The organism is Pseudomonas sp. LH21 (assembly GCF_036549575.1).
Classification (GTDB): Bacteria; Pseudomonadota; Gammaproteobacteria; order Pseudomonadales; family Pseudomonadaceae; genus Aquipseudomonas; species Aquipseudomonas peradeniyensis.
The window spans coordinates 120,779-143,142 of the sequence record NZ_CP144367.1 but is presented as its reverse complement, the minus strand read 5'-3'; the positions used below and the strand labels follow the sequence as shown (position 1 = coordinate 143,142).

The following is a 22,364-nucleotide window of genomic DNA, read 5'->3' as shown; positions in this document are numbered from 1 at the left end:
GACCATGGAAACAGCCAGTCGAAAGTTCGCTGCCGATCTAATTTCCGGCATTCGCCAGCGAACACGTAAACGTCGGAAAAACCACGTTTTTCATTGTTTGAATCATTGCGACACGGGACACGTTCACTCACCTTCCCCACCGTGAGTCGACTGTGTGTCGTGCCGCCTCCTGCGGCAGGAGCACAGCCAAATGACCGTAAAAGACCGCAACACCCGCAGCAAAGCAGGCGAAGATACCCGCCTCTCCATGCGCGCCGCCCGCGAGGCACGCAACGGCTTGGCCGTGACCCTGGCCAACCTCGACGCCAGCGAGCTGGGCCTGACCGAGCACGAAGCCGCCAAGCGCCTGCAGCGCGACGGCGCCAACCAGGTTGCCCACGACAAGCCGCAACCGGCCCTCGTGCAACTGCTCAAGGCCCTGCACAACCCCTTCATCTACGTGCTGCTCACCCTCGCCGGCATCAGCTTCGTCACCGACTACTGGCTGCCGGTACGCGCAGGCGACCTGGAAGAAGCGGACCTGACCAAGGTCATCATCATCATGACCATGGTCAGCCTCAGCAGCCTGCTGCGCTTCTGGCAGGAGTACCGCTCGGGCAAGGCCGCCGATGCGCTCAAGGCCATGGTCCGTACCACCGCCACCGTGCTGCGCCGCGAGCGCCATGACCAGCCGGCGCGCCTGCGCGAAGTGCCGATGAACGAACTGGTGGCCGGCGATATCGTGCAACTGGCCGCTGGCGACATGATCCCCGCCGATATCCGCCTGATCGAGTCCCGCGACCTGTTCATCAGCCAGGCGGTGCTGACCGGCGAAGCGCTGCCGGTGGAGAAGTACGACACCCTCGGCCATGTCGCGCAGAAGTCCGCCGCCGACAGCGCCAACGATGAAAGCGGCCTGCTGGATCTGCCCAACATCGGCTTCATGGGCACCAACGTGGTCAGCGGCCGCGCCCGCGCCGTGGTGGTGGCCACCGGCAAGCGCACCTACTTCGGTTCGCTGGCCAAGGCCATCGTCGGCTCGCGCAGCCAGACCGCCTTCGACCGTGGCGTGAACAGCGTCAGCCGCCTGTTGATCCGCTTCATGCTGGTGATGGTGCCGGTGGTGTTCATGCTCAACGGCGTGGTCAAGGGCGACTGGAGCGACGCCTTCCTGTTCGCCCTGGCCGTGGCCGTGGGCCTGACCCCGGAAATGCTGCCGATGATCGTCAGCGCCAACCTGGCCAAGGGCGCCGTGGCCATGGCCCGGCGCAAGGTGGTGGTCAAACGCCTCAACGCCATCCAGAACTTCGGTTCGATGGACGTGCTGTGCACCGACAAGACCGGCACCCTGACCCAGGACCGTATCATCCTCGAGCACCACGTCGACCCCAGCGGCCACAAGGACCCGCGCCTGCTGGAACTGGCCTGGCTCAACAGCCACCACCAGAGCGGCGTGAAGAACCTGATGGACCAGGCCGTGCTGCGCTTTGCCGGCGAAGACCAGCGCTTCCAGCCTCCCTACGCCTACGCCAAGGTCGACGAGCTGCCCTTCGACTTCGTCCGCCGGCGCCTGTCGGTGATCGTCAAGGATGCCCTGGGCGATCACCTGCTGGTGAGCAAGGGCGCCGTCGAGGAAATGCTGGCCATCGCCACCCATGTGGAAGAAGGCGGCCAGCGGGTCGCCCTGGACGCCGGGCGACGCCAGCAGCTGCTGGCCACCGCCAGCGCCTACAACCAGGAAGGCTTTCGCGTGCTGCTGGTCGGCACCCGCGACATTCCGGCCGCCGCCGGCAAGCCCCAATACCACACCGATGACGAGCGCGAGCTGGTGATCCGCGGCTTCCTGACCTTCCTCGACCCGCCCAAGGAAACCGCCGGCCCGGCCATCGCCGCCCTGCGCGAGATGGGGGTGAAGGTCAAGGTGCTGACCGGCGACAACCCGGTGGTCACCTGCAAGGTCTGCCGCGAAGTGGGGCTGGAACCCGGCCAGCCGCTGCTCGGCCAGGACATCGAGCGCCTGGACGACACCCAGCTCAAGGCGCTGGTCGAGGAGCGCACGGTGTTCGCCAAGCTCACCCCGTTGCAGAAGTCGCGGGTGCTCAAGGCGCTGCAGGCCAACGGCCACACCGTGGGCTTCCTCGGCGACGGCATCAACGACGCCCCGGCGCTGCGCGATGCCGACGTGGGCATCTCGGTGGACAGCGGCACCGACATCGCCAAGGAGTCGGCCGACATCATCCTCCTGGAAAAGAGCCTGATGGTGCTGGAAGAAGGCGTGCTCAAGGGCCGCGAAACCTTCGGCAACATCATGAAGTACCTGTGCATGACCGCCAGCTCCAACTTCGGCAACGTGTTCTCGGTGCTGGTGGCCAGCGCGTTCATCCCGTTCATGCCGATGCTGGCGATCCACCTGCTGCTGCAGAACCTGATGTACGACTTCTCCCAGCTGTCGCTGCCGTGGGATCGCATGGACAAGGAATTCCTGCGCGAGCCGCGCAAGTGGGATGCCCGCAACATCGGCCGTTTCATGCTGTGGATCGGCCCCACTTCGTCGATCTTCGACATCACCACCTTCGCCCTGATGTGGTACGTGTTCGCCGCCAACAGCGTGGAAATGCAGGCGCTGTTCCAGTCCGGCTGGTTCATCGAGGGGCTGCTGTCGCAAACGCTGGTGGTGCACATGCTGCGCACCCGCAAGGTGCCGTTCTTCCAGAGCACCGCGGCGCTGCCGGTGATCCTGGCCACAGGCCTGGTGATGTGCCTGGGCATCTACATCCCGTTCTCGCCGCTGGGGGCGATGGTCGGGCTGGTGCCGCTGCCTTGGGAATACTTCCCGTGGCTGGCCGCCACCCTGCTGGGCTACTGCCTGGTGGCCCAGGGCATGAAGACCCTGTACATCCGCCGCTTCGGCCAGTGGTTCTGAGGGGGTGGGCATGCGCGTACTGATCTGCGCAGGGCGCAACTACGCCGACAGCCAACGCTGCCGCCAGGCGCTGGACGCCCTCCAGCGCCAGCAACCGATCCGGGTGCTGATCCACGGCGGCAGCCAGCACCTGGGTGGCGAGATCGAAGGCTGGGCCCGCGAACAGGGCGCCGACATCGTGCGCTACCCGCCCAACTGGCAGCTGCACGGCAAGCTGGCCGAGCGCCTGCGCAACGTCTTCATGCTGCGTGACAGCCGGCCCGACCTGGTGCTGGCGCTGCCGGGCGGCGACGACACCGAGGAGCTGCTGGCACGGGCGCGGGGTTCGGGGATTCCGGTGATCTGCGGCAGGCAGCCTCGGGCGGCAGGCGTCCACAGTCTTGGGGACTAGGCTGACCCACACAACTACCTGTTCGAGTAGGTCCTGGGTTCAAATACCCAGGTCCTTGAACAACGCCTCGGCGTTGTCATGCGTCTGCACGGTACGCTCACGGTCCTGGGCTTCCATTACCTGAAGGGCTCTATCATTCAACGACAAGGCCTTCACTTCGAACGGCAGCGCCTTGGTCTGTACGACCTGGACCAGCATCATGCGGATGGCCTGGGAAACGGTGATGCCCATTTCCTCCAGGATTCTTGTCGCGTTGGTCTTAAGTTCGCTATCGATGCGCGTGCGAACGACTTCGGTGTGGGCCATGAAATTCCTCCTTAAAACCATCGCATTCAAGGTCTTTGGGCGCGAGGCTATTGACCGAGTGAGGGCCTCCAGGTGTCCGCCGAATGCCTTGCAGCGCCTATGAGATCGAGCGCCGCCCGCGCGGCGCGTCGCGACGCAAGGCCGCTCCTACATTTGTTGCAACGTGCCGAACCTGTCAGGCCATGGTTGCCCGCCTTGGTGCATGTCTTGAGACAGGTGGAGCGTCAGTGGTGCCCATGCTGAAACCGCGTCGAGCAAACAAGGCGGACCAGGTGATGGCCCAGGAGGGATTGGCCCGAAACAAATGTAGGAGCGGCCTTGCGTCGCGATGCGCCGCGCGGGCGGCGCTCGATCTGATAGGCGCTGCAACTCTAACGTAGAACACTTGAAAGCCCTGCCTACTAAAGCACTTTGTAGCTACGTTGTAACCACATTCTAGACCTTAGCCTCGCCCTGTCCAGATACAACAGTCAGAAAGCCGGGCTGACCCGGAAAAACCTCGACGCACTCTTCTCGTCCACCCGCCCAGGAGCACCACTAAGCTTTGCCAGGCCGCAGGATGCGGCCATCACCTGCAAACACGGAGTGCCCATGTCCCTCGCCCTCGTCCACAGCCGCGCCCAAGTGGGCGTGCAGGCCCCCGCTGTCAGCGTCGAAACCCACCTGGCCAACGGCCTGCCCACGCTTACCCTGGTCGGCCTGCCGGAAACCACGGTCAAGGAGAGCAAGGACCGGGTACGCAGCGCCATCGTCAACTCCGGCCTGGACTACCCGGCCCGACGCATCACCCAGAGCCTCGCCCCCGCCGACCTGCCCAAGGACGGAGGCCGCTACGACCTGGCCATCGCCCTGGGCATCCTCGCCGCCAATGGCCAGGTGCCGGTAGCCACCCTCGACGATATCGAATGCCTGGGTGAGCTGGCCCTGTCGGGCGCCTTGCGCCCGGTACAGGGCGTGCTGCCTGCGGCATTGGCGGCCCGGGATGCGGGCCGAGCGTTGGTGGTGCCGCGGGAGAATGCCGAGGAGGCCAGCCTGGCCAGCGGCCTGGTGGTGTATGCGATGGGGCACCTGCGCGAGCTGGTGGCCCACCTGAACGGCCAGCCAGCGCTGTCTCCCTACGCGGCCAATGGCCTGCTGCTGGAACAGCGCCCCTATCCGGATCTCAGCGACGTCCAGGGCCAGATCGCGGCCAAGCGCGCCCTGCTGGTAGCCGCGGCCGGGGCGCATAACCTGTTGTTCACCGGCCCGCCGGGAACCGGCAAAACCTTGCTTGCCAGTCGTCTTCCCGGGCTGCTGCCGCCGCTGGACGAGCGTGAAGCGCTGGAGGTGGCGGCGATCCGCTCGGTCAGTGGCCATGCACCGCTCGACAGCTGGCCGCAGAGACCCTTTCGTCACCCCCATCATTCCGCATCCGGCCCGGCATTGGTGGGCGGTGGCAGCCGGCCGCAACCCGGTGAGATCACCCTGGCGCACCACGGCGTGCTGTTTCTCGACGAGCTACCCGAGTTCGAACGGCGCGTGCTGGAGGTGCTGCGCGAGCCGCTGGAGTCCGGCGAGATCGTGGTGGCCCGGGCCAAGGACCGGGTGCGTTTTCCGGCGCGCTTCCAGCTGGTGGCGGCCATGAACCCCTGCCCCTGCGGCTACCTGGGCGACCCCACCGGCCGCTGCCGGTGCAGCAGCGAGCAGGTCCAGCGCTACCGCAACAAGCTGTCCGGCCCGCTGCTCGACCGCATCGACCTGCACCTGACGGTGGCTCGGGAAAGTACCGTGCTGACCCACCAGCCCAGTGGCGAGACCAGCGCCAGCGTTGGCCAGAGAGTGGCCGAGGCACGGGCGCTGCAGCAGCGTCGGCAGGGCTGCGCCAACGCCTTCCTCGACCTCAAGGGGCTGCGCCGGCATTGCCCGCTGGAACCGGTTGACCAGGCCTGGCTGGAGCAGGCCTGCGAACGGCTGACGCTGTCGTTGCGGGCGGCGCACCGGCTACTGAAGGTAGCCCGCACGCTGGCGGACCTGGAGGGCGCGCAATCCATCGCCAGGGCGCACCTGGCGGAAGCATTGCAGTACCGACCCAGCGCCTGAGGCTGCCCGTCCGCTCCCACAGAAGCTTGCCAAGACGCACTCAATCAGCGCCATAGCGGAAATATATTTTGCGCGCTAAATATTTGCGCGCAATATTCATCTCAAGCAGCAAGCAGTCGCCAACCCCACTCAGCAAAACCCGGAGAACGATCATGACCCTTCGCAAAGCCTTCGCCCTCACCGTCACCACCCTGGCCCTCGGCACCAGCGCCGGCAGCTTCGCCAGCGAAGCCACCCCGTACCGCTACGGCATGGAACTGGACATCGCCAAGGTCATCAGCATCGATGCACCCTCCAGCGCCCAGGGCCAGGCCAGCACCGCCACCCTGACCTACCGCGACAGCAGCGGCCAGCTGCGCGCCGTGAGCTACGTGCAACCCACCGTCCTCGCCAACCAGAACTGAGCCACGGCTCGAACCCTAAAGGAGCTAGAACATGAAACTGTCCCATACCCTGACCGCCGGCCTGCTGGCCCTCGCCGTGAACAGCGCCTTCGCCGCTGGCAGCCCTGGCGTCGAGCACACCACCCAGGGCTTCCTCGAGGCCCTGGCCGCTGGTGGCGGCAAGCCGCTTGAAACCCTCGCGCCCAAGGATGCCCGTGCGGTGCTGAGCGGTGCCCAGGCCGGGGTGAAGGTCGACCTGTCGGGGATCCGCGTCGAACGCCGGACCATCCAGGCCGATGGCCAGCCGCTGGAGATCCGCGTTGTGCGGCCCGAAGGCGCCAAGGGTGAACTGCCAGTGTTCATGTTCTTCCACGGCGGCGGCTGGGTGCTGGGCGACTACCCCACCCACGAACGCCTGATCCGTGACCTGGTGGTGGGCTCCGGTGCTGCGGCGGTCTACGTCGACTACACGCCATCGCCGGAAGCCAGGTTCCCCACCGCGATCAACCAGGCCTATGCCGCCACCCGCTGGGTCGCCGAACACGGCAAGGAGATCGGCGTGGACGGCAGCCGCCTGGCGGTGGCCGGCAACAGCGTCGGCGGCAACATGGCCGCGGTGGTGGCACTGAAGGCCAAGGAGGCCGGCACGCCCAAGCTGCGCTTCCAGGCCCTGCTGTGGCCGGTGACCGACGCCAACTTCAACAACGCGTCGTATAACCAGTTCGCCGAAGGCCACTTCCTGACCCGCAACATGATGCAGTGGTTCTGGAACAACTACACCACCGACCCGCGCCAGCGCGACGATATCCACGCCTCGCCGCTGCGCGCCAGCCTCGAGCAGCTGAAAGGCCTGCCGCCGGCCCTGGTGCAGACCGCCGAGATGGACGTGCTGCGCGACGAAGGCGAAGCCTATGCCCGCAAGCTGGACGCCGCCGGGGTACCGGTGACCGCCGTGCGCTACAACGGCCTGATCCATGACTACGGCCTGCTCAACGTGCTGAGCAGCGTGCCCAGTGTGCGCAGTGCCATGGACCAGGCGGCACAGGCCTTGAAAACCCATCTGCAGTAAGTGGCCGATCACCATCGCGGGGCAAGCCCGCTCCCACGAAGGTTTTATACCTTGCGTGGGAGCGGCGATGCGGCGGCCCGACTTGCCCCGCGATGGGCCCAACAAAGGTCCCACTTTCAGAACGCTGCTTCCTGTAACCCCGGGATTGTCCTGTTTCCCATCTCACCCGAAAATGCCCGCCTCTTTCATCGATGACATAAGCTGTTGCATCAAACGCTGCCGCACGCAGTTCAAGGAGTCCGAGCAATGCCACACGAAGGCAGCCTTCTACAAACCGCCGTCATCTTCCTCCTCGCCGCCGTGGTCGCCGTGCCCCTGGCCAAGCGCCTGCAACTGGGCGCCGTGCTCGGCTACCTGCTGGCCGGCGTGGCCATCGGCCCGCAGGCCCTGGGGCTGATCCGCGACACCGAGAGCGTCGCGCACATCTCCGAGCTGGGCGTTGTCCTGCTGCTGTTCATCATTGGCCTGGAGCTGTCGCCCCGGCGCCTGTGGCTGATGCGCAAGTCGGTGTTCGGCGTCGGCACCGCGCAGGTGGTCCTGACCGGCGCGGCGCTCGGCGCCATCGCCCTGTTCGGCTTCAGCCAAAGCCTGCCGGCGGCCATCGTGCTCGGCCTGGGCCTGGCGCTGTCGTCCACCGCCCTGGGCCTGCAGAGCCTGGCCGAGAGCAAGCAGCTCAACGCGCCCCACGGCCGCCTGGCCTTCGCCATCCTGCTGTTCCAGGACATCGCCGCGATCCCGCTGATCGCCCTGGTGCCGCTGCTGGCCGCCAGCGGCCCGGACACCAGCCAAGGCGACAGCTTCGAGCATGGCCTGAAGGTATTCGCCAGCATTGCCATCGTCATCGTCGGCGGCCGCTACCTGCTGCGCCCGCTGTTTCGCACCGTTGCCCGCACCGGCCTGCCGGAGGTGTCCACCGCCACCGCGTTGCTGGTGGTGATCGGCACTGCCTGGCTGATGGAGGAGGCCGGTATTTCCATGGCCCTGGGCGCCTTCCTCGCCGGCCTGTTGCTGGCCGACTCCGAATACCGCCACGAACTGGAAGCGCAGATCGAACCGTTCAAGGGCCTGCTTCTTGGGCTGTTCTTCATCAGCGTCGGCATGGGCGCCAACCTGCGTCTGCTGCTGGAGATGCCGCTGGTGCTGCTGGGCATGACCGTGCTGTTGATCGCGGTGAAACTGGTGCTGCTGATCGGCGTCGGCCGCATCGCCGGGGGCCTCAACAGCGCCAGCGCCCTGCGCCTGGGCATGGTGCTGGCCGCCGGAGGCGAATTTGCCTTCGTGGTGTTCAAGCTGGGCAAGGACCAGAGCCTGTTCGACACCCTGACCTACGACCTGCTGCTGATGACCATCACCCTGTCGATGGCCCTCACCCCGCTGCTGATGATTGGCTGCGCCCGCGCCCTCAAGCGTCCGCAACCCGCCCGGGAAGTGCCCGAGCAGTACACGCAGATCGACGCCGGCACGCCACGGGTGGTGATCGTCGGCATGGGCCGCATGGGTCAGATCGTGGCGCGCATCCTGCGGGCGCAGAAGATCCCCTTCGTCGCCCTGGAAACCTCGGTGGACACCATCGAGATGACCCGCATGTTCGAGCAGGTGCCGGTGTTCTACGGCGATCCGTCGCGCACCGAGGTGTTGCATGCGGCCAAGGTCGCCGAAGCCGAGTACGTGATCATCACCATCGACGACCCCGAGGCCGCGACCCGCACCGCGGAGCGGGTCAAGCGCCTGTACCCGCACCTGAAGGTCATCGCCCGGGCGCGCAACCGCCAGCATGTGCACAAGCTGGTGGACGTGGGCGCCGAGCCGATTCGCGAGACTTACCATTCCAGTCTGGAGATGAGCCGCCGGGCGCTGGTCGGGCTGGGGCTGACGGAAGCGCAGGCGGCGGATCGCATCGCCCGCTTCACCGAGCATGACGAGCAGGTGCTGGAGGCCCAGGGGCATGTGCGCGACGACCGGGCCAAGGTGATGCAGACGGCCAAGGAGGCGCGGGTGGAGCTGGAGCGGTTGTTTGCGTCGGATGAGGATTGACGCTCAGACGAACGCCAGCCGCTCGATGGGTGGATGCTCGCGGTGCGCGGCCTGCCACAGGTCGTAAGCCGCCTGCTCGGCCAGATACTGCCGAGCACTGCCAAGACCGGCCAGTTCGAGGCGATAGGCCAGGTCGGCTGAAATGGCTGCATGGCCGTTGAGCACTGTGGATAACTGACCACGTGAATAGCCAAGGTGGCGGGCCAGGGAGGAGACGTTCATGCCGATGGCGGGCAGGACGTCTTCGCGCAGGGCTTCGCCGGGGTGGGGTGGGTTGTGCATAGTTGTCACTTCGTCTTGAAATCTTGGGGCTGCTACGCAGCCCTTTCGCGACACAAGGCCGCTCCCACAGCGATCGCGCCAGATCGAGGGGCATGAGCAAGACAGTTGCTCCCACAGGAGGTCGCGATCCCTGTGGGAGCGGCCTTGTGTCGCGAAAGGGCCGCAAAGCGGCCCCCAGTTCAAACGGCAGATCGAGGTCTCACCCTACGCTGATGATCCAGCCACCAACGGGGTTCCTACGCCAGTTCTCGCCACTGGATAGCAACTGGTTTCGCGCTCGCCTGAAACCATACAACAGCGGCAGTGCAGATCAATCGAGAAGCTTCCGACAAACTCGAATGAACGTGTTCAAAAAACGCTCGAATCTGCTGAACTCAGCCAAGTCCTACGTGTTCTGAAAACCTTTCCTACTGGGCAGCCTGCAGCCCAAGAAATACCCTACAAAGTCTGTCGATCCCCTTCTGATTGTCCGGGGAAATCATGCCCTCTAGGCTGACCGGGTCGCTGTCGGTTCAGCGATCGGACGTGGAAATCCGGTTAGGGTTATTGCCTTCAATGGCAGTTGTGCGCGGGAGGCCTTCTGGCCTGCCGGGTTGACCTCTAACCGGTTTCCACCCCGCGTACGACTGCCACCCTCTGTGTGGAAACGGACGGTTGCGGTTCAACCCTTAGAGGATCACTGCAATGAAAAAAATCGTCCCCGACCCACCCCTCCCCGACACCCGCCACCACCCCTTCGGCAAATGCGACGCCGGCCACCCACCGCTGTTCGCGGTCAACCCCAACATCAACGCCCACGATGCCCTGGTGCATGTCGCCGAGTACCTGCGCAGTGCCTACGATGTCGGCTACAAAGCCCTCGACCACATGGACGACACGGGCAAGAGTCTTTTGTGGGCCAGCCTGCATGCAGTGGAGATGGCCGAAGGGCTGACCGAAGCGATGCTCGAAGGTATCGAGAGCCAATCGTCCAACTGATCGCACAACAACCAATGCCTTGAAAGGGACCGCCCTACACACGGTCGGTCCCCACCAACAGAGCATTACTCTCGACAAACCTTGTAAAGCTCCGGCAGTCCACATCTGCAACCTGCGTAGGACATTTCCCTAACTGGCCAGCCCGCGAAAATACCCTGTTTCCAGCTGCTAGCGTGCAGTGCTTCCCTATCAAGGAAGTAACCCATGAACACACGCGTCAGCATCTTCGGCAAAGGCCAAGGCCTGGATGGCGACCTCACCAGCACTGGCGCCATCTGCATCGCCAGCCAGGCCAGAGGCAAGGTCGGTGGCCGCCGCTGGCTGCTGCAAGGCGACAAGACCACCGCCTGCCCCCGCTGCGGCGAAGAAGGTACGCTCGTCAACGGCGAAACACGCTGGCGACAGGACGGTATCCCCAGCGTGGTCGATGGCACACCGGTAAAGTGTGGTTGCCCACCCGGCAGCAATTACGTCATCGCCCCATCACAACATCAAGCCGCGCCACAGGCTGCCACCGCACCTCCACCCGAAGCAGCCACGGCACGACCAGCGCAAAGGCCCTCGCCTTCGCCAGCGCAAGCCTTTGCCAACTCCAGGTCCTCCGTCTCGGCGATGCCGGGGAGCCTCGAGCCAGGCTTCCACATCGTCCAGCGTCACAGCACCTTTGCACAGCTGCTCATGAAACTGTTCGACGCTGGCAACGCAGCCCCCATCGCCCGGTTGCAACGCCTCAATCCGACCTTTGCACAAGGGTTCAAGGCGGGCGAGATCTTCGTGATCGGTGATCCGGACAACGGGCATGCTTGTACGCGTGAAGAGGCTGAATTGATGACTGCCGCCGAGCGGGCGCGAGTGGCACTGACTGGGCTGGACGAGAGCGAAGCGGATTTCATGATGCAGCACATCGGTGAAATCGCCGGTTTACTCAATGGTGCTAGCCAGTCGATGGGCGTAGGTAAGGATATGCTGGCCTACAGTTTGGGGCGAGTGGAGGATACGCTAAAAGGTATTGAACGGCTCCACCAACAAGAGTTTATGAAACATGGGCATCTTAATAGCTCGCAGTTCTTCGCCTCCCGCAAAAAACTTTACCACCAGCTTGAATCGCAGCTGCGCAGTGCATTTCTCAATAGACACCTGAGTTTGGGCGATCACTCGTCATTGAAGAGAGGGTTGGGAATATCGACGAAGAGCCTCGTGCATCACTGGTCAAAAGCAGGAGCTCCTGGACAGATCCCCGGGTACGCGTCGCACTTGAACGAAGTAGCAAAAACCTCTAAGTTCCTTCAATATGGCGGCCATGTCGGTATCGGACTAGGCTTCAGCAATAGCATACTTAAAATCTATGAGGCATGTAGAGCTGGCGAAACCGAAAGCTGCAAGAAGGTCCGACTCAAAGAAACGGGTAGTTTTATCGGCGGCATGGCAGGCGGCGGGGCCGGGGCGAAAGTTGGAGAGATGACCGGCCGCATAGTCTGTACTATAGCTGCCAAAATAATAACCAAAGGAGCTGGTAGCTCTATTTGCATGATTGGCATAGTGGGTACCGGATCTTTTCTAGGGGCTACAAGTATTGGTGGCACAGGTGAGGCTTTGGGGGAGGTGATTTATGATTTCACCACCGACTGAATTCTCTAGTCTATCGCTCGGGCTGAGAATAACTTTCACCCTAGGCCCCATAATCTTGTGTTTTACGAGCATTTTCATGAGTGGCCATTTGGCAGTTGGAAAAAACTTTTCCATGCTCACAGCCGCTTTACCGAAAACAATAGAGCTGGACACAGCAGCTAAGAACTTCAACCTGCGTTTTTTGAAATTCAGGCTCCGCCTTATATATAGGCTGTGCGCAGTCATACTATTTCCAACATTCAGCATCAGAAACAACATACTCGACCAGAAAGAATACTATTCACTTCCAAGCTTTTTGCGCAGACGGATGATTGGCTCATGCTGGCTTGCCATCATCGGCCTATGCTGGGGCACAGTTACATACTCAATAATTTAGTCCGCCAAATAAATAATCGAACAATAAAAATCAACCAATAAAAACAGAGAATGCAACATGATCGAGAACGTACTCACTAACAACCATAATTCATCCCATCGACCACACTTTCATCTCGTTTTAGTTACAAAATCGCTTATCATGACCATACCTATCGGCTTCTACTCCTCTTATTGGACTGCCAAGGCAAAGTAATCTACGAGCACATTGAGCAATGAGTGACTCCTGGCAATTCGCATGGGAATTATCACTTAAAGCCTTTCCTTTTCTGATTGGGCTTTCAGGTGTAGTCCTTGACATCCAACTTGCGTGCTCGAGGCACTATCCGACACTAATTGAATCACTGGACAGAAGTGTCGCCCTCGAGCGTCTCGAAAAAATATGGGGAGAAAGCGGTTTCTGCTCTCGGCTTTCATTGGTATGCGGCATTGCCCCGCTCGCCTTCTTCCCCCAGCACTTTATCAGACGTGGATTACTTGATCCCGACGATATCAAACGACTTCCCCGCCATATAAAAAAGCGCCTTAACACCTCGACCTGGATGCTTTTGATGGGGCCAGGGCTCACATATTCTTACCTAACCCGCTAACAGGGAGGGTGGATTCATCACCTTTGACACGGTAGGCTGCGAAAATTGGCCTTCTCGTTCTGTTTTTTTAATCGATAGAGGGCAAGCCCGCCCCCACAATCCGCCCATCGCATGGACAGTGCTCCTTGGAAGACCTCAACTCCCTCTACTACTTCACCCAGGTGGTCGAGCACGGTGGCTTCGCCCCGGCCGGGCGGGCGCTGGACATGCCCAAGTCCAAGCTCAGCCGGCGCATCGCCGACCTGGAGGAGCGCCTCGGCGTGCGCCTGCTGCACCGCACCAGCCGGCACTGCTCGCTGACCGAGATCGGCCAGGCCTACTACAACCGCTGCCTGGCCATGCGCGTGGAGGCCGAGGGCGCCGCCGAGATCATCGAGCGCAACCGCAGTGAGCCACGCGGGCTGGTGCGCATCAGCTGCCCGACCACCCTGCTCAACTCCTGGGTCGGGCCGATGCTGACCCGCTACATGCTCAAGTACCCGCAGGTGGAGCTGTTCATCGAGAGCACCAACCGCCGCGTCGACCTGCTGCATGAGGGCTTCGACGTGGCACTGCGGGTGCGTTTCCCGCCGCTGGAGAACACCGACATGGTGATGAAGGTGCTGAGCAACAGCACCCAATGCCTGGTCGGCCACCCGTCGTTTCTCGAACAGCTTGCGCAAGGCTTTGATCCGCAGCAGCTCAGCGAGCTACCCAGCGTCCATTGGGGCGGCGCCCAGCGTGAATACCAGTGGGAGCTGTTCCAGGGTGAGGACATGAGCCGCAGCCTGGTGATCCCGCACAAACCACGGATGGTCACCGACGACCTGTTCGCGCTGCGGCATTTCGTGGTGGCGGGCGTGGGGATCGCGCACCTGCCCAGGGTGGCGGTGCGCGAGGACCTGGCGGCGGGGCGGCTGGTGGAGATGCTGCCAGGCTGGCATCCGCGTTGCGGCATCGTGCATGCGATCTTCCCGTCGCGGCGGGGGTTGCTGCCGTCGGTGCGGTCGTTGATCGATCATCTGGCGGAGGAGTTCGCCATCAGCGACATGGCGTAGCACGTCATCGCGGGGCAAGTCGGGCCGCCGCATCGCCGCTCCCACGAAGCCCTGTAGTCTCGGTGGGAGCGGGCTCGCCCCGCGATCAGGCCATCAGAACGCGAAGCAGGAACAACCCAACGCCCCCCAGAACCCCTGGAAGTCGCTCACCGGCACACTGGAATGCCGCGCCTTCTCATGGCTGTGCGCATGCACCCCGCAAGGCCCGACACACTGGTGCACCGCCGCGGCCAGCGGCGCGCCGGCCCGCCAGTGCCCCGGCACCTTCACCACCGGCGACCACTCCGGCACCACCGGGATCTGCGCCGGCCCCAGCTTCTCGAAGTCGCCGGCGCCATACACCACCTTGCCGTCGACCACGGTCAGCACCGACTCGATCCACTTGATCGCCTCTTCCTCGACGCTGAAGAAGTCCGCCGACAGCGCCGCCAGGTCGGCCAGCTGGCCCACCTTGATCTGCCCTTTCTTGCCCTGCTCGCTGGAGAACCAGGCGCTGCCGTGGGTGAACAGTTGCAGGGCAACATCACGGCTCAAGCCACCGTCCGGATACAGCTCCAGCCCACCGACGGTCTTGCCGCTGACCATCCAGTACAGCGAGGTCCAGGGGTTGTAACTGGACACCCGGGTAGCGTCGGTGCCCGCGCCCACCGGCACGCCCTCGGCCAGCATGCGCTTGATCGGCGGGGTCGCCTCGGCGGCCTTGGCGCCATAGCGCTCGACGAAGTACTCGCCCTGGAACGCCATGCGGTCCTGGATCGCGATGCCGCCGCCCAGCGCCCTCACCCGCTCGATGTTCTTCGGCGTGATGGTCTCGCAGTGGTCGAAGAACCACGGCAGGCCATTGAACGGGATATCGCGGTTGACCTTCTCGAACACGTCGAGCATGCGCGAGATGGACTCGTCGTAGGTGGCGTGCAGGCGGAACGGCCAGCGCTGCTCGACCAGGTGGCGCACCACCGGTTCCAGCTCCTGCTCCATGGTCTGCGGCAGGTCCGGACGCGGCTCGAGGAAGTCCTCGAAGTCGGCCGCAGAGAACACCAGCATCTCGCCGGCGCCGTTGTGGCGCAGGAAGTCGCTGCCGTCACCGGGCTTGACCTTCTGCGTCCAGTTCTTGAAGTCGGCCAGTTCTTCCTTGGGCTTCTGGGTGAACAGGTTGTAGGCGATGCGTACGGTCAGCTGACCGTTATCTGCCAGCTCCTGGATCACCTGATAGTCATCCGGGTAGTTCTGGTAGCCGCCGCCGGCATCGATGGCACTGGTCAGCCCCAGGCGGTTGAGTTCACGCATGAACTGGCGGGTGGAATTGACCTGGTACTCCAGCGGCAGCTTCGGGCCCTTGGCCAAGGTGGCGTAGAGGATCGCGGCATTGGGCCGGGCGATGAGCATGCCGGTGGGGTTGCCGAACTTGTCGCGCTGGATCTCGCCACCGGGTGGGTTGGGCGTGTCCTTGGTGTAGCCGACTGCCCTGAGCGCGGCGCGGTTGAGCAGCGCACGGTCGTAAAGGTGGAGGATGAAAACCGGGGTGTCTGGCGCGGCCTGGTTGATCTCTTCCAGGGTCGGCAGGCGTTTTTCGGCGAACTGGAACTCGTTCCAGCCCCCGACCACCCGCACCCACTGCGGGCTCGGCGTGCGGTCGGCCTGCTCCTTGAGCATGCGCATAGCGTCGGCCAGCGATGGCACGCCTTCCCAGCGCAGCTCCAGGTTGTAATTCAGGCCGCCGCGGATCAGGTGCAGGTGCGAGTCGTTCAGGCCCGGAATCACCGTGCGCTGCTTGAGGTCGATGATCTGCGTGCTGGCGCCTTTATGGGCCATGGCCTCGGCGTCGCTGCCCACGGCGATGAACTTGCCGTCCTTGATGGCGACGGCGCTGGCCTGGGGTTTCTCGCGGTCGACGGTGTGCAGTCGGCCATTGAACAGGATGAGGTCGGCGGTCATGGGATCTCCTGAAATAGCGGCATGGGCGGAAGAGGTGAACGGCAATGCGCTCCACAGCGCGCCGGCGGCACCGAGCACGGTGCTGGTGGCGAGGAACTTGCGGCGGCTCTGATCGGTAGGGTCCTGGCTCATGGTGCTCTCCGTCCGGGTGGGTGATCGGCAGGCGGTTGAAGGCTAGCAATGGATCACGGCGGGCGCTCAGCGGCGCAACCAGCCGGCACAGCGGCGCGTCACCCAGGGCATGATGTAGAACACCACGGGCAGGATGACGAACAGGTTGGTGATCAAGTTGCCGGTGATCGGGCCACCCAGCAGCGGATAGCGGGCAAACAGTGGCGCCAGCAACTGCGGAATGACCAGGGTCATCGGGCAGATCACCAGGTAGGTCAGCAGGGCCTGCTTCCAGCGCGGCGGTTGCGCGGCGCCCACGCTGGGCGGGGTGAACCAGAATTCCGGGTCATCGTGCACTTGGGTCTGATCGCCGTCTTCCAGCAGTGGCAGCACTTCGCTGATCAACGCCTGGCGCTCGGCGGAGTTGACCCAGGCCTGCAGCAGGTCGGCGTCGGCGAAGCGCACCACAGTGGTGAAATGGCGGCCGCCGTCGTCCGGGCGGATGACATTGACGTCCAGATGACCGGGCTGTCGGCGAGCGGTAGTCACGGTGCGCTTGAGCCAGGTTTCGTAGTGCGCCAGCGCCTGGGCACGGACCTTGTGCTGGATCACCAGCGTGACGACGCTGCGGTTGCCTTCGGTTGCGGTGTTCATCGCTGACATTCCCTGGAGATGAGCTGGCCTGCATCCACTGTGCAACAGCAGACGAGCGCTGGATTGGATGGATGTGCTGCCTTGCCTGGCACCTCGCGGGTGCCAGGCTGGCGGCGGCTTACTTGCCGGCGGTCAGGGCGTTGTAGCTGGTGATCAGGTTGCGGTAGTCCGGGATGTGGTTGGAGAACAGCGCCGCCAGCCCTTCGACGTCGTTGCGCCAGTCGCGGTGCAGCTCACAGGCCACGCCGAACCAGGTCATCAGCTGGGCGCCGGCCTGGCTCATGCGGTCGTGGGCGGCGTCGCGGGTCATTTCGTTGAAAGTACCGGAGGCATCGGTCACCACGAACACCTCGAACTCTTCCTCCAGGGCCGCCAGCGCCGGGAAGGCCACGCACACTTCGGTCACCACGCCGGCGATGATCAGTTGCTTCTTGCCGGTGGCCTTCACTGCCTTGACGAAGTCTTCGTTGTCCCAGGCGTTGATCTGGCCGGGGCGGGCGATGTACGGGGCATCCGGGAACATTTCCTTGAGTTCCGGCACCAGCGGGCCGTTGGGGCCTTGCTCGAAGCTGGTGGTGAGGATGGTTGGCAGGTTGAAGTACTTGGCCAGGTCCGCCAGGGCCAGCACGTTGTTCTTGAAGCGGTCCGGCTCGATGTCGCGGACCAGGGACAGCAGGCCGGCCTGGTGGTCGACCAGCAGTACGGCGGCGTCGTCTTTGTTCAGGCGGTTGTATTTGAAGTTGTTCATTGCCGGTGCTCCTTGGGTTTCGATCTTCAGTGGGTGGGGTGTTTCGCGTTGATGGGAGAAGATTAAATCCGGAACCTTTGTGGCGGTAGATAGTGAAATTTGGCTGTAGCGTTCTATTTTACGAACGATTGATAAGCGTTGCCTGTACTGGCCTTATCGCGGGGCAAGCCCGCTCCCACGCAAGCCATGTCGTTTGCGTGGGAGCGGGCTTGCCCCGCGATTGCGATACCGCAGACAGTCATTGCCCGCCACCGCAACCTACTCTATTACTACCCACAGCCCTCCCCCGCACCGAGACCACCATGCTGGCGTTCATCCAGTCATACCCGCTGTTGCTCGGCACCTTGCTGATCCTGCTCGACCTGCTGCTCTGGCAGCTGATTCCGCTGCACCACCGGGCCTGGCGCATCGCCACGCGGCTGGTGTGCTTCCTGGTGTTCAGCACGGTGCTGCTGACGGCGGGCATGAGCCCGCTGCAACCGCCGCCCTGGGCCGACGATGTGCCGCGCAACCTGATGGCCACAGTGCTGGCGATCGGCTGGTGGCTGTTCGGCGCACGCACGGTGACAGTGGTGTTCGGCCTGTTGCTGGTGGCACGCGGCAGCCACGGCGGACGCCTGTTGCAGGATGTGGTCGGGGCGCTGATCTTCCTGGTCGCGGCGGTGGCAGCGGCGGCCTATGTGATGCAACTGCCGGTCAAGGGCCTGCTGGCGACCTCCGGGGTGATGGCCATCGTCATCGGCCTGGCGTTGCAGAGCACCCTGGCCGACGTGTTCTCCGGCATCGTGCTGAACACCACGCGGCCCTACCAGATCGGCGACGCGATCTCGATCGACGGCACCGAGGGCAAGGTGGTCGACATCGACTGGCGCGCCACCCGCCTGATCACCGGCAACAGCAGCCTGGCGGTGATCCCCAACTCGGTGGCGGCCAAGGCCAAGATCCTCAATTTCAGCCGCCCGGCCGAGGTGCATGGGGTGTCGATCAGCGTGGTGGTTCCGGCCAAGGTGCGTCCGCAGCGGGTGTTCGATGCGCTGGAAAAGACCCTGCAGGGCACCAGCATCCTGCTCGACAAGCCGGCGCCCAAGGTCACGGTGAAGGCTTCGAGCCTGGAGTCGGTGGAGTACGAGGCCAGCGGCTTCATCGCCGAGATGTCGCGCAAGACCGAGGTGCGCAACCAGCTGTTCGACCTGGCCCACCGCCACCTGGAGGCCAGCGGCGTGACCTGGAACACCGAGCTTGGCGCCCCCGTGCGCAGTCGCCAGCGCGAGCTGCTGGAGGAAGTGCGGGTATTCCGCTCACTGAGCAACGAAGAGCGCGATGCCCTCAGCCAGCGCATGACCACGGTGGAGTACCTGGCCGACCAAGTCATCCTCGGCATCGGCGAGCGCTCTGAGCATGTGCTGCTGATCAGCCGTGGCGTGGTGCTGGCCTCGGTGCGCGATGGCGAGCGGTTGATCGAAGGCGGGCGCATGGGGCCTGGGGAGGTGCTGGGGCTGGAGGGGCTGGTGGACGACGAGGCATCGCCGGTCGAGTTCCGCGCCCTGAGCGGCTGCATGCTCTATCGCATCGACAAGGAACAGGTGCGCGGTTGCCTGGCCGAGAGCGGGGATGTGAAGTCGGCGCTGACCAAGCTTCAGCGGTTCAGGCGGCAGAAACGCGAGTCACTGCTGCTGCAGAAACCGACGGTGGTGAAGAAAGGTGGGTTCCTCAGCTGGCTTCACAAATAGCCAAGCACCGCCTGCCCCTGTAGAAGCGGCCTTGTGCCGCGAAAGGGCTGCGCAGCAGCCCCAGGGTTTCAGCGTTGAAGCAAGAATCGCTGGGGCCGCTTTGCGGCCCATTCGCGGCACAAGGCCGCTCCTACAGGTGCGCCAAAGCCTACAACACCACCCGCAGACACTGCCCTGCGTGATACAGCGAGAACCCCGACTCGTAGAACGCCGTGCGCAAGGACGGCGCGCTCACCGGCCTCATCGGCGAGAACGGAATCGGCAGGCTGTCCGGGTCATCCTTGAGCAGGAACTCGGCAAACGCCCGGCCAATCACCGTGCCGGTGGTGTTGCCGCGCCCGTTGTAGCCGGTCACCGCCACCAGCCCCGGCGCCGGTTCGAACAGGCGCATCAGGTGATCCGGGGTGAAGTCGATGCAGCCGGTCCAGTGCATCTCCCACTCGACCTTACCCAGCGCCGGGTAGTAGTGGCTCTGGATACGGTCGGCCCAGCTGCGCACGAACCACGCCGGCTTGTTGTCGACCCGGCCGAGGCTGCCGAGCAACAGGCGGCCCTGGTCGTCGCGGCGGATGCTGCTGAGCACGGTGCGGGTGTCCCACGAGCCCTGGCCATGGGGCAGGACCTTGTCGGCGGCGGCGCCGTGCAGGGGCTTGGAGGCGACCTGGTAGTAATAGCCGCGGAAGAAGTGCTTCTGCAGGTTGCTCCAGTCGCCTTCGGTGTAGGCGCCGGTAGAGATCACCACCTTGTCGGCGCGCACCGCGCCGCGTGCGGTCTTCACTCGCCAGGCGTCGCCGTCACGCTCCAGGCCCTCGACCGAGGACTGCTGGAACAGCTTGCCGCCCAGTCGGTTCACGGCGGCGGCCAGGCCTTGTGTATAGCCCATGGGGTTGATGGTGCCGGCGCGGCGGTCGAGCAGCGCGGCGGAAATCTTGTCGGTGCCGCAGTATTCCTGGCATTGCGCGCCGGTCAGCAGCTCGACGTCGGCGCCGCGCCGGGTCCATTGCTGGTGGCGGGCCTCGAGATCGGCGATGCCGGTGGCGTTGTGCGCCATGTGCAAGGTGCCCTGGTGCCGGGCCTGGCAGTCGATGCCCAGGCGCTCGATCATGGCGAACACTTCAGCCGGGGCCTCGCCGAGCACCTTGTTCAGGCGGCCGCCCTGCTTGTGGCCGAGGGTGGCCTCGACGTCGTCGGGGCGGATCCAGGTGCCGGCATTGACCAGGCCAACGTTGCGCCCGGAGCCGCCGTGGCCGATCTTCCAGGCTTCCAGCAGGATCACCGACTTGCCCTGCTCCAGCAGGTGGATCGCCGCGGACAGGCCGGTAATGCCGCCGCCGATCACGCAGACATCGGCCTTGTGCTCGCCGGCCAGGGCCTGGGCGGCGACGGTCGGCTGGGTAATGTGTTCCCACAGACATTCTTGACGCAGTTCGGACATGGCCCGGCTCCAGCGATATTATTCTTGTTGCAGGTGAAAGCAGCGTGAAGCGGTCTTCGTGGGAGCGGGCTTGCCCCGCGATGGCGTCGTCTGATCGTACGCTATCGCGGGGCAAGCCCGCTCCCACGAGGTTCAATCGAAGACGATGCCTTGGGCCAGCGGCAGTTCCCGCGAATAGTTCACGGTATTGGTCTGTCGGCGCATGTAACCCTTCCACGCATCCGACCCGGACTCACGCCCGCCCCCGGTCTCCTTCTCGCCCCCGAACGCCCCGCCGATCTCCGCGCCGCTGGTGCCGATGTTGACGTTGGCGATGCCGCAATCGCTGCCCGAGGCGCTCTGGAAGCGCTCGGCCTCGCGAATGTCGGTGGTAAAGATGCACGACGACAGGCCTTGCGGCACCTCGTTGTTCAGGCGCAGGGCCTCTTCGAAGTCGTCGTAGGCCAGCACGTAGAGGATCGGCGCGAAGGTCTCGTGGCGCACCACGTCGCTCTGGGCCGGCATCTCGGCAATGGCCGGCGACACGTAGTAGGCGTTCGGATACTGCTCGGCCAGCTGGCGCTCGCCACCGAACACCTGGCCGCCCTCGTCGCGGGCCTTGGCCAGCGCGCCCTGCATGGCATCGAACGACTGCTTGTCGATCAGCGGGCCGACCAGGTTGTCCTTGCGCGGGTCACCGATGCGCACCTTGCCGTAGGCGGCTTTGACGCGGGCGACCACTTCGTCCTTGATCGAACGGTGAACGATAAGACGGCGCAGGGTGGTGCAGCGCTGGCCGGCGGTGCCGACGGCGGAGAACAGGATGCCGCGCACGGCCAGGTCCAGATCGGCGCTCGGGGCCAGGATCATGGCGTTGTTGCCGCCCAGCTCGAGAATGCTGCGGCCGAATCGCGCCGCGACACGCGGGCCGACTTCGCGGCCCATGCGGGTGCTGCCGGTGGCGCTGACCAGTGGCACGCGTGGGTCGTCGACCAGGGCTTCGCCGGCTTCGCGGCCACCGATCACCAGTTGCGCCAGGCCAGCCGGCGCATCGCCGAAGGCTTTCACTGCCTTGTCGAACAGTGCCTGGCAGGCCAGGGCGGTCAGCGGGGTCTTCTCGGACGGTTTCCACACCACGGCATTGCCGGCCACCAGCGCCAGCGCGGTGTTCCACGCCCATACCGCCACCGGGAAGTTGAAGGCGCTGATCACCCCGACCACGCCCAGCGGGTGCCAGGTTTCACGCATATGGTGGCCCGGGCGCTCGGAGGCGATGGTCAGGCCGTACAGCTGGCGCGACAGGCCAACGGCGAAGTCGCAGATGTCGATCATTTCCTGCACTTCGCCCAGGCCTTCCTGGGTGATCTTGCCGGCTTCGATGGAGACCAGTTCGCCGAGGTCGGCCTTGTGTTCGCGCAGCACCTCGCCGAACAGGCGCACCAGCTCGCCACGACGCGGGGCCGGCACGCTGCGCCAGGTTTCGAAGGCCTGTTGCGCCTGGTCGATGCGGGCAACGGTGTCAGCCTTGCCGAGCAGCTTCACCGAAGCGATGCGGCTGCCGTCGATCGGGGTGTGAACAGGGTAGTCGCCCTGGGTGTGAGCCGCGGCGGCAACGCCAAGACGCTCGAGCAATGCAGCAACCATTGTGCTTCTCCTTTCATCGGGTGAAGGGGTGGAAAAGGATAGGGGTCAGTATTAATCCGATTACACAGGTGCA

General features: G+C 64.2%; 17 protein-coding genes. 10 read left to right on the top strand and 7 right to left on the bottom strand.

Annotated elements, in window-relative coordinates; translation table 11 throughout:
- The first annotated feature begins 190 nt into the window (after positions 1-190).
- Both mgtA and VUG52_RS00670 read left to right on the top strand, forming a co-directional pair.
- Positions 191-2,902 (top strand): magnesium-translocating P-type ATPase, encoded by a 2,712-nt coding sequence (mgtA, locus tag VUG52_RS00675; RefSeq protein WP_050703263.1) that lies wholly within the window; start codon positions 191-193, stop codon positions 2,900-2,902.
- A gap of 10 nt (positions 2,903-2,912) precedes the next feature.
- Complete coding sequence (locus VUG52_RS00670; RefSeq protein ID WP_050703262.1) at positions 2,913-3,293, top strand: DUF2493 domain-containing protein; 381 nt, start codon at positions 2,913-2,915, stop codon at positions 3,291-3,293.
- A gap of 39 nt (positions 3,294-3,332) precedes the next feature.
- Here VUG52_RS00670 and VUG52_RS00665 read toward each other — a convergent pair whose 3' ends face one another.
- A complete protein-coding gene (locus tag VUG52_RS00665) occupies positions 3,333-3,599 on the bottom strand; it encodes a type II toxin-antitoxin system RelB/DinJ family antitoxin (protein WP_262974016.1) in 267 nt (88 codons plus the stop codon).
- A 591-nt stretch (positions 3,600-4,190) separates the two neighbouring features.
- Here VUG52_RS00665 and VUG52_RS00660 point away from each other — a divergent pair.
- The 4 genes from VUG52_RS00660 to VUG52_RS00645 all read left to right on the top strand — a co-directional run bounded on the left by VUG52_RS00660 (position 4,191) and on the right by VUG52_RS00645 (position 9,164).
- Entirely contained in the window at positions 4,191-5,678 is a 1,488-nt protein-coding gene (locus tag VUG52_RS00660; protein ID WP_220689960.1) for a YifB family Mg chelatase-like AAA ATPase, read from the top strand.
- 152 nt (positions 5,679-5,830) lie between these two features.
- A complete protein-coding gene (locus tag VUG52_RS00655) occupies positions 5,831-6,082 on the top strand; it encodes a DUF2790 domain-containing protein (RefSeq protein ID WP_050703246.1) in 252 nt (83 codons plus the stop codon).
- 31 nt (positions 6,083-6,113) lie between these two features.
- Complete coding sequence (locus VUG52_RS00650; RefSeq protein WP_050703245.1) at positions 6,114-7,130, top strand: alpha/beta hydrolase; 1,017 nt, start codon at positions 6,114-6,116, stop codon at positions 7,128-7,130.
- Between the two features lie 246 nt (positions 7,131-7,376).
- Positions 7,377-9,164 carry a monovalent cation:proton antiporter-2 (CPA2) family protein gene (locus tag VUG52_RS00645; RefSeq protein WP_050703244.1) on the top strand — a complete coding sequence of 596 codons (1,788 nt, stop codon included), beginning with the start codon at positions 7,377-7,379 and terminating at the stop codon, positions 9,162-9,164.
- Positions 9,165-9,167: 3 nt separating this feature from the next.
- Here VUG52_RS00645 and VUG52_RS00640 read toward each other — a convergent pair whose 3' ends face one another.
- Positions 9,168-9,446: a HigA family addiction module antitoxin gene (locus tag VUG52_RS00640; protein ID WP_050703243.1), complete on the bottom strand. Its 279-nt coding sequence runs from the start codon at positions 9,444-9,446 to the stop codon at positions 9,168-9,170.
- Positions 9,447-10,130: 684 nt separating this feature from the next.
- Here VUG52_RS00640 and VUG52_RS00635 point away from each other — a divergent pair.
- The 3 genes from VUG52_RS00635 to VUG52_RS00625 all read left to right on the top strand — a co-directional run bounded on the left by VUG52_RS00635 (position 10,131) and on the right by VUG52_RS00625 (position 14,055).
- Positions 10,131-10,424, top strand: coding sequence for a DUF6124 family protein (locus tag VUG52_RS00635; RefSeq protein WP_220689957.1), 294 nt, complete (start codon positions 10,131-10,133; stop codon positions 10,422-10,424).
- A gap of 204 nt (positions 10,425-10,628) precedes the next feature.
- Positions 10,629-12,053, top strand: coding sequence for a PAAR domain-containing protein (locus tag VUG52_RS00630; protein WP_050703241.1), 1,425 nt, complete (start codon positions 10,629-10,631; stop codon positions 12,051-12,053).
- A 1,090-nt stretch (positions 12,054-13,143) separates the two neighbouring features.
- Positions 13,144-14,055 (top strand): LysR substrate-binding domain-containing protein, encoded by a 912-nt coding sequence (locus tag VUG52_RS00625; protein WP_050703240.1) that lies wholly within the window; start codon positions 13,144-13,146, stop codon positions 14,053-14,055.
- 93 nt (positions 14,056-14,148) lie between these two features.
- Here the strand turns inward: VUG52_RS00625 and VUG52_RS00620 are convergent, their stop codons facing one another.
- The 3 genes from VUG52_RS00620 to ycaC all read right to left on the bottom strand — a co-directional run bounded on the left by VUG52_RS00620 (position 14,149) and on the right by ycaC (position 17,503).
- Positions 14,149-16,122, bottom strand: coding sequence for an amidohydrolase (locus tag VUG52_RS00620; protein WP_050703239.1), 1,974 nt, complete (start codon positions 16,120-16,122; stop codon positions 14,149-14,151).
- Positions 16,123-16,188: 66 nt separating this feature from the next.
- Positions 16,189-16,755, bottom strand: a complete 567-nt coding sequence (locus VUG52_RS00615) for an antibiotic biosynthesis monooxygenase (protein WP_052896212.1) — start codon at positions 16,753-16,755, stop codon at positions 16,189-16,191.
- Between the two features lie 118 nt (positions 16,756-16,873).
- Entirely contained in the window at positions 16,874-17,503 is a 630-nt protein-coding gene (gene ycaC / locus VUG52_RS00610; protein ID WP_050703237.1) for an isochorismate family cysteine hydrolase YcaC, read from the bottom strand.
- Positions 17,504-17,805: 302 nt separating this feature from the next.
- On the opposite strand from ycaC, the gene VUG52_RS00605 reads away from it, so the two are divergent.
- Positions 17,806-19,233, top strand: coding sequence for a mechanosensitive ion channel family protein (locus VUG52_RS00605; RefSeq protein ID WP_050703236.1), 1,428 nt, complete (start codon positions 17,806-17,808; stop codon positions 19,231-19,233).
- A gap of 148 nt (positions 19,234-19,381) precedes the next feature.
- On the opposite strand, the gene amaA is transcribed toward VUG52_RS00605, so the two are convergent.
- A complete protein-coding gene (gene amaA, locus VUG52_RS00600; protein WP_050703235.1) occupies positions 19,382-20,668 on the bottom strand; it encodes an L-pipecolate oxidase in 1,287 nt (428 codons plus the stop codon).
- Positions 20,669-20,800: 132 nt separating this feature from the next.
- Positions 20,801-22,291: an L-piperidine-6-carboxylate dehydrogenase gene (gene amaB, locus VUG52_RS00595; RefSeq protein WP_220689958.1), complete on the bottom strand. Its 1,491-nt coding sequence runs from the start codon at positions 22,289-22,291 to the stop codon at positions 20,801-20,803.
- Positions 22,292-22,364: the final 73 nt, after the last annotated feature.